General features: G+C 67.9%; 14 protein-coding genes. 6 read left to right on the top strand and 8 right to left on the bottom strand.

Annotated features, from left to right (window positions below):
• The first annotated feature begins 384 nt into the window (after positions 1-384).
• Complete coding sequence (locus ACYVKL_RS10445; RefSeq protein ID WP_379168713.1) at positions 385-792, top strand: MerR family transcriptional regulator; 408 nt, start codon at positions 385-387, stop codon at positions 790-792.
• Positions 789-1,790: an organomercurial lyase gene (gene merB / locus ACYVKL_RS10440; RefSeq protein ID WP_379168711.1), complete on the top strand. Its 1,002-nt coding sequence runs from the start codon at positions 789-791 to the stop codon at positions 1,788-1,790. The genes ACYVKL_RS10445 and merB overlap by 4 nt, the downstream gene beginning before the upstream one ends.
• Before the next feature lie 49 nt (positions 1,791-1,839).
• On the opposite strand, the gene ACYVKL_RS10435 is transcribed toward merB, so the two are convergent.
• The gene (locus ACYVKL_RS10435; RefSeq protein WP_379168709.1) at positions 1,840-3,210 is read right to left on the bottom strand and encodes an alpha/beta hydrolase domain-containing protein; all 1,371 of its coding nucleotides are present in this window, start codon (positions 3,208-3,210) and stop codon (positions 1,840-1,842) included.
• Positions 3,211-3,287: 77 nt separating this feature from the next.
• Complete coding sequence (locus ACYVKL_RS10430; RefSeq protein ID WP_379168707.1) at positions 3,288-3,812, bottom strand: P-loop nucleotide/nucleoside kinase family protein; 525 nt, start codon at positions 3,810-3,812, stop codon at positions 3,288-3,290.
• A 226-nt stretch (positions 3,813-4,038) separates the two neighbouring features.
• Between ACYVKL_RS10430 and ACYVKL_RS10425 the strand changes: the two genes are divergently transcribed.
• Both ACYVKL_RS10425 and ACYVKL_RS10420 read left to right on the top strand, forming a co-directional pair.
• Positions 4,039-5,760: a PspC domain-containing protein gene (locus ACYVKL_RS10425; RefSeq protein WP_379168705.1), complete on the top strand. Its 1,722-nt coding sequence runs from the start codon at positions 4,039-4,041 to the stop codon at positions 5,758-5,760.
• The gene (locus tag ACYVKL_RS10420; protein ID WP_213557914.1) at positions 5,753-5,959 is read left to right on the top strand and encodes a hypothetical protein; all 207 of its coding nucleotides are present in this window, start codon (positions 5,753-5,755) and stop codon (positions 5,957-5,959) included. Before ACYVKL_RS10425 ends, ACYVKL_RS10420 begins: the two co-directional genes overlap by 8 nt.
• Before the next feature lie 130 nt (positions 5,960-6,089).
• Here the strand turns inward: ACYVKL_RS10420 and guaA are convergent, their stop codons facing one another.
• On the bottom strand, positions 6,090-7,655 hold the full coding sequence (gene guaA, locus ACYVKL_RS10415) for a glutamine-hydrolyzing GMP synthase (RefSeq protein ID WP_379168703.1): 1,566 nt from the start codon (positions 7,653-7,655) through the stop codon (positions 6,090-6,092).
• 312 nt (positions 7,656-7,967) lie between these two features.
• Between guaA and ACYVKL_RS10410 the strand changes: the two genes are divergently transcribed.
• Positions 7,968-8,792: an alpha/beta fold hydrolase gene (locus tag ACYVKL_RS10410; RefSeq protein ID WP_379168701.1), complete on the top strand. Its 825-nt coding sequence runs from the start codon at positions 7,968-7,970 to the stop codon at positions 8,790-8,792.
• A gap of 221 nt (positions 8,793-9,013) precedes the next feature.
• Here the strand turns inward: ACYVKL_RS10410 and ACYVKL_RS10405 are convergent, their stop codons facing one another.
• Together ACYVKL_RS10405 and guaB are read right to left on the bottom strand one after the other, a co-directional pair.
• Positions 9,014-10,147: a GuaB3 family IMP dehydrogenase-related protein gene (locus ACYVKL_RS10405; protein ID WP_379168699.1), complete on the bottom strand. Its 1,134-nt coding sequence runs from the start codon at positions 10,145-10,147 to the stop codon at positions 9,014-9,016.
• Positions 10,148-10,226: 79 nt separating this feature from the next.
• Positions 10,227-11,771, bottom strand: coding sequence for an IMP dehydrogenase (guaB, locus tag ACYVKL_RS10400; protein ID WP_379168697.1), 1,545 nt, complete (start codon positions 11,769-11,771; stop codon positions 10,227-10,229).
• A 334-nt stretch (positions 11,772-12,105) separates the two neighbouring features.
• Here guaB and ACYVKL_RS10395 point away from each other — a divergent pair, with 334 nt between their 5' ends.
• A complete protein-coding gene (locus ACYVKL_RS10395; RefSeq protein WP_029923780.1) occupies positions 12,106-12,519 on the top strand; it encodes a DUF5319 domain-containing protein in 414 nt (137 codons plus the stop codon).
• Positions 12,520-12,620: 101 nt separating this feature from the next.
• Here ACYVKL_RS10395 and ACYVKL_RS10390 read toward each other — a convergent pair whose 3' ends face one another.
• The 3 genes from ACYVKL_RS10390 to ACYVKL_RS10380 all read right to left on the bottom strand — a co-directional run bounded on the left by ACYVKL_RS10390 (position 12,621) and on the right by ACYVKL_RS10380 (position 15,427).
• On the bottom strand, positions 12,621-13,754 hold the full coding sequence (locus tag ACYVKL_RS10390) for an anti-sigma-D factor RsdA (RefSeq protein WP_379168695.1): 1,134 nt from the start codon (positions 13,752-13,754) through the stop codon (positions 12,621-12,623).
• Positions 13,747-14,328, bottom strand: coding sequence for a sigma-70 family RNA polymerase sigma factor (locus tag ACYVKL_RS10385; RefSeq protein ID WP_213557917.1), 582 nt, complete (start codon positions 14,326-14,328; stop codon positions 13,747-13,749). Before ACYVKL_RS10385 ends, ACYVKL_RS10390 begins: the two co-directional genes overlap by 8 nt.
• 163 nt (positions 14,329-14,491) lie before the next feature.
• Entirely contained in the window at positions 14,492-15,427 is a 936-nt protein-coding gene (locus ACYVKL_RS10380; protein ID WP_379168693.1) for a hypothetical protein, read from the bottom strand.
• Between the last annotated feature and the right edge of the window lie 110 nt (positions 15,428-15,537).

Genomic DNA, 15,537 nt, shown 5'->3' with positions numbered 1-15,537 from the left:
GCCGGTGCCGCCCGCGCGAACTCGAGGCTTCTCAACGCGGCGACCAAGCCGTTCAACGCAATCAACTTCCACGGTTCCCGGCGGCCACGCGGGTGTACAACCGGCGCAGGATGGGCGCGCAAATGGATCGGGTCATCGCATCGCTGCAGCGGTCCCTGTGCAAGGAGGCAGAACAGAACTTCGCTCGCGGAATGCAGTACCCCGACCGTTGGGACCCGTACTTCCGCGGCTATATGACCCTCGCCGAAATCGACCGATACCCGGGTCGGCACTACGACCATCACCGAAAACAGCTGACAGTCAGCGGAGTCCGGAAACCGTAGCGAAAGCCGCGATCGTACCGACACACCCCTTGACCTTGTACCTAGGTACAGGGTTGAGAATATGGGTATGCGATCCGGTGAGCTGGCCGCGCAAGCGGGTGTGAACGCTCAGACGCTGCGCTACTACGAGCGCCGCGGACTGTTGACGCCACCGCCGCGTTCCCCGTCGGGGTATCGCAGCTATCCCGACGAGGCGGTCACCAGCATGCGGTTCATCAAACGCGCCCAGGATCTGGGTTTCAGCCTCGATGAGATCGAGGAATTGCTCGACCTGGCCGAGGGCGGACCCGAGGACTGCGACTCGGCTCGAGCCTTGGCACGAAACCGAGTGGCGCAATTGGCGGAACGGATCGCGGATCTGCAACGAATGCAGCAGTCGCTGACCGAACTCATCGCTACCTGCCAACGCCCGCGAGAACAGCGCAGCTGCCCGATCCTGACCTCCCTCCAGGAAGGTGAACACCCATGAGACTGGAGATCCTCCAAGTCCCTGACTGCCCGAATGTCACCGTCCTCGAGGACCGTATCGGGCAGGCCATCGCCGGGGAACCGGTAACTGTCGACATCGAACACCGATTGGTGACCGATCAAGAACAAGCCGTCGCCACAGGCATGACGGGTTCGCCGACCCTGCTGATCGACGGCCGCGACCCGTTCGCGGTAGCCGGATCGGTACCGAGCCTGTCGTGCCGGCTGTATCCATCCACGAACGGCCTGGACGGCGCACCCAGCGTGCCCGCGCTACGTGCGGCCCTGGGCCTGCCCACCATCGACGACCCGGGCGGCAACGGCGACACCACGTCGTGCTGCCCACCAGCCGCCGGCAACGAGTCCGCGGCCGAGGCACTGAATTCCTGGCGAGCAGATGCGCGTCCGGCCGACCCAACCTCACACGCGGTACATCAGGCGATCCTTCGCTCCTACGCCGACCGAGGTCGCCCGCCCACCATCGACGAGCTCTCGGACGCCGTTGCAGGACAGGCTATTTCAGCTTCGTCGATACTGCGCCAACTGCACGACACCGATGCCATCCGTTTGGACGGGCACGGCGCGATCGCCTCGGCCTACCCGTTCTCCACCGCCCCGACTCCCCATCAGGTCCGCATCGCGGACGGTCCGGTCGTACACGCCATGTGCGCGGTGGATGCACTCGGACTGGCAGCCATGCTCGACACAGACATCGAAGTCACCTCCAGCGACCCACTCACCCAGGCACCGATCACGGTCACCATCCGCAACCAGCACCTGAGCGCCGACCCCGCAAGCGCCGTCGTGTTCGTCGGAAGCCAAGCAGCGCAAGGACCTTCCGCCGACACCTGCTGCAACTACCTCAACTTCTTCACCGACCGTTCCACCGCGGCCCGATGGGCCACCGATCATCCCGACATCGGCGGCGAGGTTCTCGATCTGACCCAGGCACACACTCTCGGCAACCAGATCTTCGCGAACCTGATCGAATCACCGTGACCGAGCGGATCAGTGGATGCCGATGACCACCAACAGTCAGTGGCGGCTATCAGGATCCGTTCTTGGTGCTCAACGCTTGATTCGCGGCTGCCATGGCGAGGATTTCCGGTACATCCTCGGCCAGCAGGAAACCTGCCGCCACCGCCTTGTCGGTTGCCGCTCGGAATGCCGGGAGGTAATCGTCCGGAGGGGGTCCCGGGAGGGGTCGCGTGCAGCCGAACATGATTGCCGGGCCGCCGTTCTCCTGTCCGAGCCCGGACAGCACCGCCAAGGGTACGTCCAGCCATGGTGTGCGGATGCCGCCCAGCGCATTGCCGTGGGCGTCCAGCTCCAGTTCCCCGGCGGAGACCGTGAGCCGATCGGCCTGCGCCGGAGCGGGTCCGCCGGCGGCCCATTGGGACAGCGCCGCGATGGCTCGCTGCACGACGTAGTGATGTTGCGGACCGGAATTGATCGGCTCGGGGAAATCGACGCCCAGTGGATTGCGGCGCGGCGCCATCCGCTCGGCCAGTTCCTCCGCGCTCAGGGCGCCGGAGTCGGTGAACGCTGCGCCGACGAGGTAGGAGTCCGCGTGCGCGGCACCGGGCAATTCCCAGAGCCGGAAGCGGTCGGAATCGGGCTGACGGGAGCCGATCGAGCGCATCAGGCCGACCACGTCGGTCTCGGTTTGGAGCATGAGCACCGGTGCCGTCGAATCCGCACGCACTCGGGTACCGCCGTCCAGCTCGTCGACTCCCTCCCAACCGGTCAGCGTGGCAGGGCGGCCCGGCCGGCCGTCGATGAGGTACGCGTCGTACGGCGAGCCATGCGGCGCAATCGCATTCACATATGTCACGAGCGTGGCCGCGGATTGGGACTGCCCGGCCGCGAGCAACTGCCGGGTCCCCGGCAGCAGCGTTCGAACCAGTTCTCCCGCCTGCCGGTAGATGTCGTAGCAGTAGGCATCCCCGGGATGCGAAAGATCTGAGTACCGCACCGGATCCGACTGCTTCAGCGGCGGCAGCAGAACCGAGTTCCAGGTGTCGTCCCCGTCGGCCGCCGCGGCCATCACACTGCCGCCGTGAATCGGCGCGTACTGCGCGGAAACCCCGACCCAGGCCATCCGAGCCCGGATCAGATGCCGATGTGCCAGCAGCCAGATCGGCGGCGCGTCCGCACCGGAAGAGGCGTTGAGCCACTCCACGACAGCGGTTCCGCAGTAGCCCTCGACCGGCCGGTACACCACGAGTCTGGTCGTGAACGGCGCGAGACCGTCCGGCTCGGTCGCCCACTCCCCGTCGTCACCGGCCGAACCGGTCAGCCGGTAGGACCCGGCGGTACCGGACAGGAAGTACTCCTCGGCGACATAACCGACGTCGGACAGTGGGAAGAACGTCGAGATCAGGTTGATCGAACCAGCCACCGGACCGGAAAGCTCCATCTCGAAACCCTAACAAGTGCTTGGTTTTTGGACAATCACCGGCAGCTGGTACCGGTCAGCCCAAACGGGGCACGGCATTACGAAGCGGACAGGGCCGTTATCTGCTTGGCGAGGTCGGCGAGATCGACAGCGCATGTGGTGTCGACCGTGACGATAGGAGCCAGTCCGAGCGGCTCAGCGTAGGCGGCCCAGTTGTCCCAATTCTCGGCCAAGCGTTCCCGGTCTCGGTGTATGGCCGCGCGCCGTCGGGATTCGTATCGATTTCTGGCGACCGCTGCCGGAACATCACACCAAACCTCCACAACACGGCGGGCACCGGATTTCTCGATACCAGCGCGGGCGAAGGCCCGATCTCGCGGTCTGAACCACCATGAGTCGATGACAACGTCGCCTGGCGACGACCTCGCCAACGCCCAGACCGTATCCATGGCGACCCCTCCCAGTTCCGGTATCTCGAAGGCGTTCTCGAGGCAGTCGGCCAATGCTTCCTTGACGACGTCCTTGGACAAGAACCAGGCGTTCAGAGAACGCGACAACGCATGACCCAAGGTCGTCTTGCCCGCGCCAGGAAGTCCGTTGACCAAGACCAGCAATCTGTCCACCGGTAGATCCTGTCCCAATACCAGGCCCGAACCACTATGGAATGCGGGGCGGCGGGGGCGGTTGGGGCGGGATGGGGGATGGATGTTGTGGCGGGGACGGTGGTGGTCGGGTTCAGGGTGAAGTCGGCGGTAAGTCAGCGCTGACCGGGGGTGGGGGCAAGTTCAGGTGGGCATTCAGGGTGATCCCCGATGCGGGTAAGCAGGGGGCGACAGCACGATGGGTGGCATGACGAGAACGAGCGACTGGTCCGGGAGCGGCGGGCGTACCGGCTTCTCCGATCAGCTTCACGATCTGTGGCAGACGCGGCCGGTGCGGTTCCCCAAGGACGGGCCGATCGCCGGAGTGGCCGTCGGGTTCGGGCGACGGTACAACGTCGATCCCGTGCTGGTGCGGGTGGCGTTCGTGGTGTCGGCGCTGTTCGGCGGGGCCGGGATCGTGCTCTACCTGCTGAGCTGGCTGCTACTCAGCCAGGCGGGCGACCAGTCGTCGGCGGCGGAATCGCTGTTCGGGCGCGGCCGGTCGTCGCAGAACTCGTCCAAGACCATCGTGCTCATGGTGGCGTTGGGGATCACCGTGAGCACGATGGGACCCGTCGGGGTCGGCCTCGGCGGGTCCGGCGTCATCAGCTTCGCGCTCATGCTGGGCGGATGGTGGCTGCTGTATCAGCGCCAAAGCCAGCCCACCGCAGCATATTTCGAGCAGACATCGGCAGCCGGGCTGATGGACACCGGCTACCCGAGCACCGCGGGACCGTACTGGACCGGCTACCCGGGCACCAACGCGGTCACCTTCCAAACCTACGGGCCGTACACGACACTGCCCGACCATTACGAGCCCGACCCGAACCAGTCTGCGAGCACCCCCGAAACCGGTGCAGCCGGGGCCGCCCCCGAAGTGGCAACGGAACAGGCTGCGGCACAATGCTTTCCGGACACCGACAGTGTGACCGAAGTACTCGACACCCGCTACGCGCCCGCATCGTCGGTGACCGACACCGTGGTCCTGCACAAGTCCGAATCCCCCTCGGGCCCAGGCACTTCGGGCCAACCGGATAACGCTGCTCAGCCCCCGGCGACGCCGGTGGATCTCGCCAAACCCGGATCCCCGGACGCGACAACAGGCGAGAACAAAGCCGACGAGGACCGTGGCGGCGAGACGCCCATAGCGCCCGCCGCCGCCCCCACCATCGGCGAACCGCCTGTCCTGCACCGCATCCCGTCGGCGGCAGATCGCCCCCGCGCCGGATTCGGCCCCGCCCCCATCTCCCCCGACTTCGGCCCCACCCCACCCGGCTGGGATCCACTCGGTGTAGCCCCACTCGCCTGGCAACTGCCGGAGCCGACCGCACCGGTCCAGCAGGCCGTGCACGCTCCCCCGGCCCGCCCACGGTCACGACTGACCCCGGTCACCATCGGCCTCGCGATTCTCGCTGCCGCCGCAGCCGGTTCGGTCGCCGCGTCCGGAGTGGATTGGATGACACCGGGCCGCATCGGAGCCGCCGCCCTCGCGGTGGTCGCGGTCGGCCTCATCGTCGGCGCGTTCATGCGCCGCGGCTACGGCCTCATGGTGCTGCTGGCCCCACTGGCCGGCTTCGTGATCCTGGCCTCGCTGATCGGCCCCATCCAGTTCGACGAAGGCGCGATGGGCGACCACAAGTGGTCCGCCGCAACAGGTTCCGAACTACTGCCCGTCTACCACGTCTCGATGGGCTCCGGCACCCTCGACCTGAGCAAACTGCAGCTGACCGAGGATCGCGCCGTCGAAGTGAAGGTGCGCATGGGCGATGCCCGCGTGGTGCTGCCGCCCAACCTGCGCGTCAACACGACCTGCAATGTCCGCATGGGTGATTCGAATTGCCTGAGCGGAATCTCCGGCCCGGCAACGGGTCCCGTCCTGAACCTGACCGTCGACGTACAGATGGGAAACGCGGAGGTGAACCGTGGCTGAGAACAAGAACAAGAACCGTCGTCCCTCGTTCGGACTCCTGCTGGCCGGCCTGCTGGGCCTGGGCGTGAGCGTGTGGGCCTTCATCGGCCCCCACTTCTGGCCCGTCTCCGGCGCGCTGTCGCTGGGCTGGATCGTCGTCATCGCCGCCATAGTCGTCGGCATCGTCCTGGTTCTCACCCCGAAGAAGAACCGGGACTAGCGCGCCGACCGCGCTGCCCCATCCCTCGCCGGGACAGCGCACTCCCCTTCTGGGAACTGCCCTTCCGAGAAGGCGCAAGGCCCCGCATCCGAACGGATGCGGGGCCTTGCGCGTTGTCAGCGGGAGAACGTCACTCCCATTCGATGGTGCCCGGCGGCTTGCTCGTCACGTCGAGCACCACGCGGTTGACATCGGCCACCTCGTTGGTGATACGGGTGGAGATGCGCTCGAGCACCTCGTAGGGCAGGCGAGTCCAGTCCGCGGTCATGGCGTCCTCGGACGACACCGGGCGCAGCACGATGGGGTGGCCGTAGGTGCGGCCGTCGCCCTGCACGCCGACGCTGCGGACATCGGCCAGCAACACCACGGGGCACTGCCAGATCGACTTGTCCAGCCCGGCGGCCGTGAGCTCCTCGCGCGCAATGGCATCGGCCTGACGCAGCAGCTCCAGCCGGTCGTGGGTGACCTCGCCGATGATGCGGATGGCCAGACCCGGACCCGGGAACGGCTGGCGCGCAACGATTTCCTCGGGCAGCCCCAGCTCGCGGCCGACCGCGCGGACCTCGTCCTTGAACAGCAGCCGCAGCGGCTCGACCAGCGCGAACTCCAGGTCGTCCGGCAGACCGCCGACATTGTGGTGCGACTTGATGTTCGCGGTGCCCGCACCGCCGCCGGACTCGACGACGTCCGGGTACAGCGTGCCCTGCACCAGGAACTCGACCTTGGTCTCACCCTGCTCGCCGACCACCTCGGAGACCGCGTCCTCGAACGACCGGATGAACTCCCGGCCGATGATCTTGCGCTTCTCCTCCGGATCGGTGACGCCCTTCAGCTCACCCAGGAACTTGTCGACCGCGTCCACGGTGACCAGCTTGGCCCCGGTCGCGGCGACGAAATCGCGCTGCACCTGCTCACGCTCGCCCGCACGCAGCAGACCGTGGTCGACGAACACACAGGTGAGACGGTCACCGATGGCCCGCTGCACCAGCGCCGCCGCGACCGCGGAGTCCACGCCGCCGGACAGACCGCAGATGGCGTGGCCGTCACCGACCTGCTCGCGCACCTGGTTGATCAGCGCCTCGGCGATATTGGAGGCCGTCCAGGCGCCCGGAATCTCGGCGATCTCGTGCAGGAAGCGGCTCAGCACCTGCTGGCCGTGCGGCGAGTGCAGCACCTCGGGGTGGTACTGGACACCCGCGAGCTTGCGCGCCCGATCCTCGAACGCGGCGACCGGCGCGCCCGCGGAGGTCGCGGTCACCTCGAACCCGGCCGGGGCGTCGGTGACGGCGTCGCCGTGGCTCATCCACACCGGCTGCCGGGTGGGCAGGCCGCCGTGCAGGATGCCGCCGTCGACGCTCAGCTCGGTGCGCCCGTACTCGCGAGTCCCGGTGTGCGCCACCGTGCCGCCGAGCGCCTGCGCCATCGCCTGGAATCCGTAGCAGATACCGAAGACCGGCAGATTCAGATCGAACAGCCGCGCGTCGAGCTGCGGAGCGCCCTCGGCGTACACACTGCTGGGTCCGCCGGAGAGAATCACGGCGAGGGGCTGCTTCTCCGCGATCTCCTCGACGGTGATCGTGTGCGGCACCACCTCGGAATACACACTCGCTTCGCGCACCCGGCGCGCGATCAGCTGCGCGTACTGCGCGCCGAAGTCGACAACAAGGACTGGTCGCTGGGTTTCTGCCACCGCCATAGTCTAGTGAGCGATACAGGACACATCGCCGCCGGGCAACCCGTGATCACACAACGCCCGGACTCGAGCGCGACCCGCGTTTGGACCATCACCCCGGGCCGGGCTGCGCCGCGGCCTCGAAGGCGGTTGCCCGCCCGGCCCGGAAGTGGTGGCAGAGGGACGCTATTCGCTCGGGTGGAGGCGCGGATAGGGACTTCCGGCCCTGCCGAACGGAGAATTCCGGCCCTGTCCTCGGAGGTCCAGCGACACCCGGGGTACCGGTGGGCAGGAAAGCTCGCCAGTTTGTCACCGCTGCTGGCTATCCTCTACCTCGTGCCATTCGCCCGTGCGATCGATGCCGAGATCCACTACGAAGACAGCGGGGGCGAAGGTCCGGTTGTGCTGCTGGGGCACGAATTCCTCATGGACCGAACGATGTTCGCGTCGCAGCAGGCGGCGCTGACTCCGGAGTTCCGGATCGTGACCTGGGATGCGCGCGGACACGGCCGCACCCGCGACGAGGGGCTGCCGTTCACCTACTGGACCTCCGCCCGGGACGCGCTGACCGTGCTGGATCAACTAGGCGCGGATCGAGCCGTGGTGGGCGGGACCTCGCAGGGCGGATTCATCGCCCTGCGCACCGCGCTGCTGGCCCCCGACCGCGTCGCCGCCCTCGTCCTGCTGAGCAGCGAGGCGCACGAACCGACAGCCGCCGAACTCGTCAATGCCCGAAAGTTTCTGGACAAATGGCATGAGGACGCCCCCCGCCCCGCGCTCGCCGAATACCTCGCCCGCTGGCTCATCGGCGATGACGACTGGTATCGCGCCGTCTGGGTGAAGCGCTGGCTGGCACGCGACCCGGCGGCCACCGAGATCGTCGCCGGCGCCCTGCTGAACCGCGACTCGGTCCTGGCCCGATTACCCGAAATCACCTGCCCCACTCTGGTCATCCACCCGACCCGCTCCGGGGTCCCCCGCTCCCACGCCCGCGAACTGGCCGACCGCCTCCCCCGCGCCAGCTACGTGGAGATCGAGGGCGCCCGCCAGACGGTGAACATGACCCACCCGGTGGCGGTGAACTCCGCGATCCGAGAGTTCCTCCGCGACATCACTCCCCCGCCTCCCCGTACCTTCAGCGGCCGGCTGGGAGCCGTTTGACAGTCTCGCACCCGTGCCGGCGGCTGAGTGCCGAACCGATTTCGGACGTACCCGACGAGTTACCCAAATCGGCACGAAATCAGCTGTCACATTTACACACGGAACGACTGACCGAGAGCTTCGACAATCGGCTCGACTGAACGGATCCGTCAGACCGCGAATACAGCTCGCGCCCTTGCGCATTCGAACGAATGCACAAGGGCGCGAGGCCGGGGTCTTGCTCAGCCCCGAACGTTCAAACCGACCTTCTGGAATTCCTTCAGGTCGCTGTAGCCGGTCTTGGCCATCGAACGACGCAGGCCGCCAACCAGATTCAGCGAACCGAACGGGTCGTTGGACGGGCCGTTGAGGACCTGGTCCAGCGGGACGCGCTCCTCCTCGACCGCGTACGGCAGCACCGCGCCACGCGGGACCGACGGGTGAGCCGCGGCCGACGGCCAGTACCAGCCGTTGCCGGGGGTCTCGCGGGCCATGGCCAGTGGCACGCCCAGCATGACCGCGTCCGCGCCGCAGGCGATGGCCTTGGCGACATGACCGGAGGTCAGGGTCTCGCCGTCGGCGATGACGTGCACGTAGCGGCCGCCGGTCTCGTCCAGGTAGTCGCGACGCGCGGCGGCAGCGTCGGCGATGGCGGTGGCCATCGGCACCCCGATGCCGAGCACCTCGTTGGTGGTGGTCGCGCCCTGCATGGAGCCGTAGCCGACGATGACGCCCGCCGCGCCGGTGCGCATCAGGTGCAGCGCGGTGCGGTGATCGGACACCCCGCCCGCGACCACCGGCACATCCAGCTCGGCGATGAAGGTCTTCAGGTTCAGCGGCTCACCGTCACCGACGTGCTCGGCGGAGATGATGGTGCCGTGCACCACCAGCAGGTCGATCCCGGCCTGCACCAGGCTCGGGGTCAACGCGCGCGCGTTCTGCGGGCTGACCCGCACCGCGGTGGTGACGCCGGCGGCACGCACCTCGGCGACCGCGGCGGCCAGCAGATCGGCCTTCATCGGCGCGGCGTGCAGCTCCTGCAGCAGCACGATCGCCGCCTCGGTGCCTTCCTTCTCCGCGACCTCGGTCAGCTGCTGGATCTTCGCGTCCACGTCGGCGTGCCGGGCCCACAGACCCTCACCGTTGATGACGCCGAGCCCGCCGGCCTTGCCCAGTTCGATGGCGAACTTGGGCGAGACGAGCGCGTCGGTCGGATGCGCGAGGAACGGGATCTCGAAGCGGTACGCGTCGAGCTGCCACGCCAGCGACACCTGCTTGGACGAGCGGGTCCGCCGCGAGGGAACGATGTCGATATCGTCCAGCTCATAGGTGCGCCGGGCGGTGCGGCCCATGCCGATCTCGACCATATCGCGCATCGTTGTTCAGTCCTTTCGGTGTTCGGTTGCCGGACATGACAAAACCGGTCCGCGGCATGCGCGAACCGATTTCGGCCGGCTACGAACGGGTGGTGTAGTTGGGGGCCTCGACGGTCATGGTGATGTCGTGCGGGTGCGACTCCTTCAGACCCGCCGCGGTGATCTGCACGAACTGCGCCGCCTGCAGGTCCGGGATGGTCTGCGCGCCGGTGTAACCCATGGCCGCACGCAGGCCGCCGACCAGCTGGTGGATGACCTGGTCCAGCGGGCCGCGGAAGGGCACCCGGCCCTCGATGCCCTCGGGCACCAGCTTCTTCTCCGACAGCACGTCGTCCTGGAAGTAGCGGTCCTTGGAGTAGGACTTGGCCTCGCCGCGGCCCTGCATCGCGCCCAGCGAACCCATGCCGCGGTAGCTCTTGAACTGCTTGCCGCCCACCAGGATCAGATCGCCCGGCGACTCGGCGGTACCGGCCAGCAGCGAACCCAGCATCACGGTCGACGCGCCGGCCGCGATGGCCTTGGCGATGTCACCGGAGTACTGCACGCCACCGTCGGCGATGACCGGCACGCCGTGCGGACGGCACGCCGCGGTGGCCTCGAGGATGGCGGTGATCTGCGGCGCGCCGACACCGGCGACCACGCGGGTGGTGCAGATGGAGCCGGGGCCCACACCCACCTTCACCGCGTCCACACCGGCTTCGACCAGCGCCAGCGCACCCGCGCGGGTCGCGACGTTGCCGCCGACGATCTGCACGCGGTCACCGACCTCGGCCTTGATCTTGGAGACCATCTGCAGCACACCCGACTGGTGGCCGTGCGCGGTGTCCACGATCAGCACGTCGACACCCACCTCGGCCAGCGTCATGGCGCGGGCCCAGGCGTCCTCGCCGACACCGACGGCCGCGCCGACGAGCAGTCGCCCGTCGCGGTCCTTGGTGGCGTTCGGGTACTGCTCGGTCTTGACGAAGTCCTTGACGGTGATCAGCCCGCGCAGCTTGCCGGAGCCGTCCACGATCGGCAGCTTCTCGATCTTGTGGCGGCGCAGCAGACCCAGCGCGGCCTCGGCGGTGACGCCCTCCTGGGCGGTGATCAGCGGCGCCGGGGTCATCACCTCGGAGACGTGGCGGTCCTGATCCACCTCGAACCGCATATCGCGGTTGGTGATGATGCCGACCAGCATGCCGCGCTCGTCCACCACCGGCAGACCGGAGATGCGGAAGCGGGCGCACATGGCGTCGACCTCGGCCAGCGTGTCGTCGGGGCGACAGGTGACGGGGTCGGTCACCATGCCCGCCTCGGACCGCTTCACCGTCTCGGCCTGGGCGGCCTGCGCCTCGACCGACAGATTGCGGTGCAGCACACCCATTCCGCCCGCACGCGCCATGGCGATGGCCATGCGCGCCTCGGTGACGGTGTCCATGGCCGAGCTCACCAGCGGGGTGCGCAACGAGATGTCACGCGTCAGCTTGCTGGAGGTGTCGACCGAACTCGGGATCAGATCGGAGGCCGCGGGCAACAGCAGCACATCGTCGAAGGTGAGGCCGAGCATGGCGATTTTATTGGGATCGTCGCCGCCCGTATGGGGGCGGCCTGCGTTACGTTCGCCCGTCACGGGACTGCTCATTCGGATCGACCCCTCCTGGACCTCGGCAACACCCACCGGGCCGGGTCCCGGCGGATGCGTAGATGAATGGCAATGCCGGCGATTGCTACCCGGCCTTTGATCAACCATGGTATCCGCCGCTGGATTCCCGCCCGCACCCGCGTGCGGACCACCGTCGGCGACCGTCCGCACGCCTGCAACCGCTGCGTTTTGCCGCCGCTGGCATTACTGTGTCGACTGTCACGACACGACCCTGCCCGCCCACACCGGCAAAGTGCGCTGCACCACCAGCGAAGTGGAGGCAAATCCCCCTCAGCGCTGGCGCACAAGGGGTGGTTCTGCGTACCGTGGGACTGTGCGTGACCATCTACCACCTGGCTTGCCGCCGGATCCATTCGCCGGAGACCCCTCCGACCCGTCGGCCGCGCTCGATGCCATCGAGCCGGGGGAACCGCTGGATCCTCACGAGCGCCTAGCGGTCGAGGAAGATCTCGCCGACCTCGCGGTGTACGAGGCGCTACTGGCCCACCGCGGCATTCGCGGACTCGTGGTCAGCTGCGAGGACTGCCGGCAGGATCACTACCACGATTGGGACATGTTGCGCGCCAACCTCCTCCAGCTACTGGTGGACGGCACGGTGCGACCGCACGAGCCCGCCTACGACCCGACGCCCGAGGCCTACGTCACCTGGGACTACTGCCGCGGCTACGCGGACGCTTCCATGAACGAGGCACTGCACGGCGACGGATTCGACGGTTTCGACGTCTGAATTCATCGGAAAGGGCCTGCATCCGCTGGGATGCAGGCCCTTTCCGTTTTCGCCTCATGAAAAGCTGATGGCCACAGGGTCATCGGTCGAGCTGGTGCCCCTCAGTGCGTCCCGGGTACCGGAACCGGCACGGCGGGGCCTCCGGTCGGCACCGCGAGCGAGGACGGCAGCACCGGCGCAATCGTGATCGGCGGCTGCTGCTGAGTCGGCGGCTGGACGGGCGGCTGCGTGCCACCGCCAGGTGTTCCGGGGTTGCCCACGGTCGGCACCACGACCGTCGTCGGATTCACGACGGTCGGCGGCACGGTCGGCGGTTCGGTCTCCACCGGCGGGATGGTCGGGATCGTGGTCACGGGCGGCACCACCGGCTGGGTCGAAATGCCCCCGCCGGAGGCCGGATTCGGGTTGGTCCCGCCGAGCACCGACGTGTCGACCGTGGTCGGCGGCGTGCCATCGGTCTTGGTCGGCGGAATGACCGGCGACACCGGCACATTCGCCGAGGTCGGGACGACCGTGGGCTTGGTGGTGGCAGGCGCGACCGCCGCCAGCGACTCGGCAACCTTCGGAGCGGTCGCCTGCAGCTGGGTGTAGAGCTGCTGCCAGCGATCGTTCAGGTTGTCCTTCTTGCCGGAGTCATTGACCTGGGAGGCATTGTCCGCGGCACGCTCCATCAGCGGCTTGGCCTCTTCGGCCTTGCCCTGCGCGATGAGCTCCTTCGCCTGATCCAGATCACTGTCCGCCCGCGAGACGACCGTGGACTGGGCCTGCTCGCTGAACACGACCGTCTTCATCTTCCACAGCGGATCGCCGGGACTCGCGTTGTAGGAGAACGCCGTCAGGCCACCGAAGATGAGCGCCAGGGCCGCCGCGGAACCCAGGATCGGCCGGACCAGCCGTAGTCGCCCGCGGTTGCCCGCGCCGATTCTGGCCTGTCGTGCGCCGATCTCCTGATTGACCGCGGCGACGATGGCATCCAGGTCCGGTCCGGCCGGCAACGGCTCGGCCATGATCTCCGCACGCCAGTCGGCCAACAGGGCCGCCAGCTGGTATTCCTCCGAAGTGCCCGTCTGCACGGGACCGTCACCGGAGATGGCGTCGATCAGCGCATCGTCGCGTCGCACCGCGGCGATATCGACCGGCCCGGTATCACCGGACGCCTCGGCGTAGGGACCGCTGTTCTGCGATCCAGGTTGCGCCTTGAAGTCGCCCCGACCGCGCTCGCCATCCCTAGCCATACATTTCACCTGCCCTCGCCACTTGAGACTTGAGTTTCGCGAGTGCCCGGTGCTGGGCGACTCGTATAGCACCCGCCGTACTGCCCACGGCGACTGCGGTTTCTTCAGCCGACAGACCCATGACCAGGCGAAGGATCAGGATTTCTCGATGCTTCTCCGGAAGCGTCGCCAGCAGAGCGTTCATCTGCCGGCTTGTTTCGGATTCGAGTGCTCGCTGCTCCGGTCCCTGGTCGGTGGATATGACATCCGGTACTTCGGCCATGGCGTCCGCCTTGTTACGGGCGGAATTTCTGTGGGCGTCCGCGACCTTGTGCGAGGCGATGCCGTAGACGAACGCCATGAACGGTCTGCCCTGGTCCTGGTACCGGGGAAGCGCGGTCATGACGGCCAGGCAAACCTCCTGCGCGACGTCGTCCGCGGAGAGCTGGCCGCGTTCGGCCGATCCGATACGCGCACGGCAATACCGCACCACGAGGGGGCGGATGCTGACCAGTACCTGGGAGAGGGCCGCCCGGTCGCCCTGCGCTGCGGCAGCGACGACAGCGGGATCCAACTCCTCACCCGTGTTGTTCATCGTCAGAGCTGTTCCTGGCGTTTACGAGAGTGGCACGGCGGCGGGAAGGCAAGCCGGTGCTTCCGCGGAGGGGCGGAACGGTCCAACAATAGCGGCTGACGTACTCGAGCCACTCGTTACGGGGTCCTTCTCGGGGAGGACTCAGGGAAGTGCCGGAGATCACTCAGGGACGACCGAGAACCTCGCTCGCCGAACGCAATCGCCCACCGCGAGCAGCCAGCAACCGCGCGCACTCGGCCGCCACCTCCGCACCGTCGCCACCGGGCTCGACGCCGGAACGGAGCATGGCGCAGGCCCAGCGCAACGGGAGCAGCTCGTGTTCGGCGCAGGCGCGATCGACTTCGATTGCGAGAGCGCGGGATCGATCGAGATCGCCGGCGGCGGCACTGGCGGCGGCCAGCAGTAGCCGGGATTTCACTCGATGCCGCAGCGAGGGCGAGCTTTCCGCCAGGGCGACCGCGGCCTCGGCATGTCCCAGGGCGGGGTCGGCGGCGGACGGGCGCGCGCCCGCGGCGGGATCGACGGTGGGCGCGGAGATCAATCCGGAGCCGGGGGCCGACAGCGCCGTCTCGGCACTCACCCAGTGCAGGCGCACCCGCGGTCGCCACGCCGTGTCCGGGTCGGGCAGATGAACGTCGAGATAATTCCGGCAACGATTCAGCAGCCGGGCGGCAAGCGCCGGGCGCAGGGTGCCCAGGGCATCGGCGGCGAGTCCGGTCAACGCATCGCAAATGGCTTCCGCGCGCCGGATGTCCTCAGCTGTCGCGGCGGGGCCGGCGGCATCGGCGGGGAGCGCGGGCAGCGCCAGGGCGGCGGCGCGCCCGTCTGCGACAGCGGCGTGCTGGTGCCAGCCGAGCTGGCGCAGCAGGGACGCCTCGGTGCTGTGGGTGAGTGACAGCAGAGCGGGATCGGTGGCGCCGCGCCGGGCGTGGCGGAGCTCGGCGCGCGCGGCGGCGTAGTAACCGATTCCACTGAGTGAGACCGCGCGCAACCAGGATCCGGCGGGGTCGGGCGCGGCGGGCAACCCGGCGGCAGCGCGTTCGGGGGTGGCACCGAAGGCGGCATCGGCGAGTACGGAGTTCACTTCGAGCACAGGCACAGCCGCACTGTAACCAGTGCCGCGACAAGTGAAGGCGGCCGCCATAGCATAGTCCGCCAGCTAACGATCAGCATTCACAAGTGCCTATGTGTTTCCACTCCGTAAATCTG

This window comes from Nocardia tengchongensis (genome assembly GCF_054781395.1).
The sequence above is the reverse complement of the archived record's forward strand: the minus strand, read 5'-3'. Positions and strand labels throughout refer to the sequence as shown.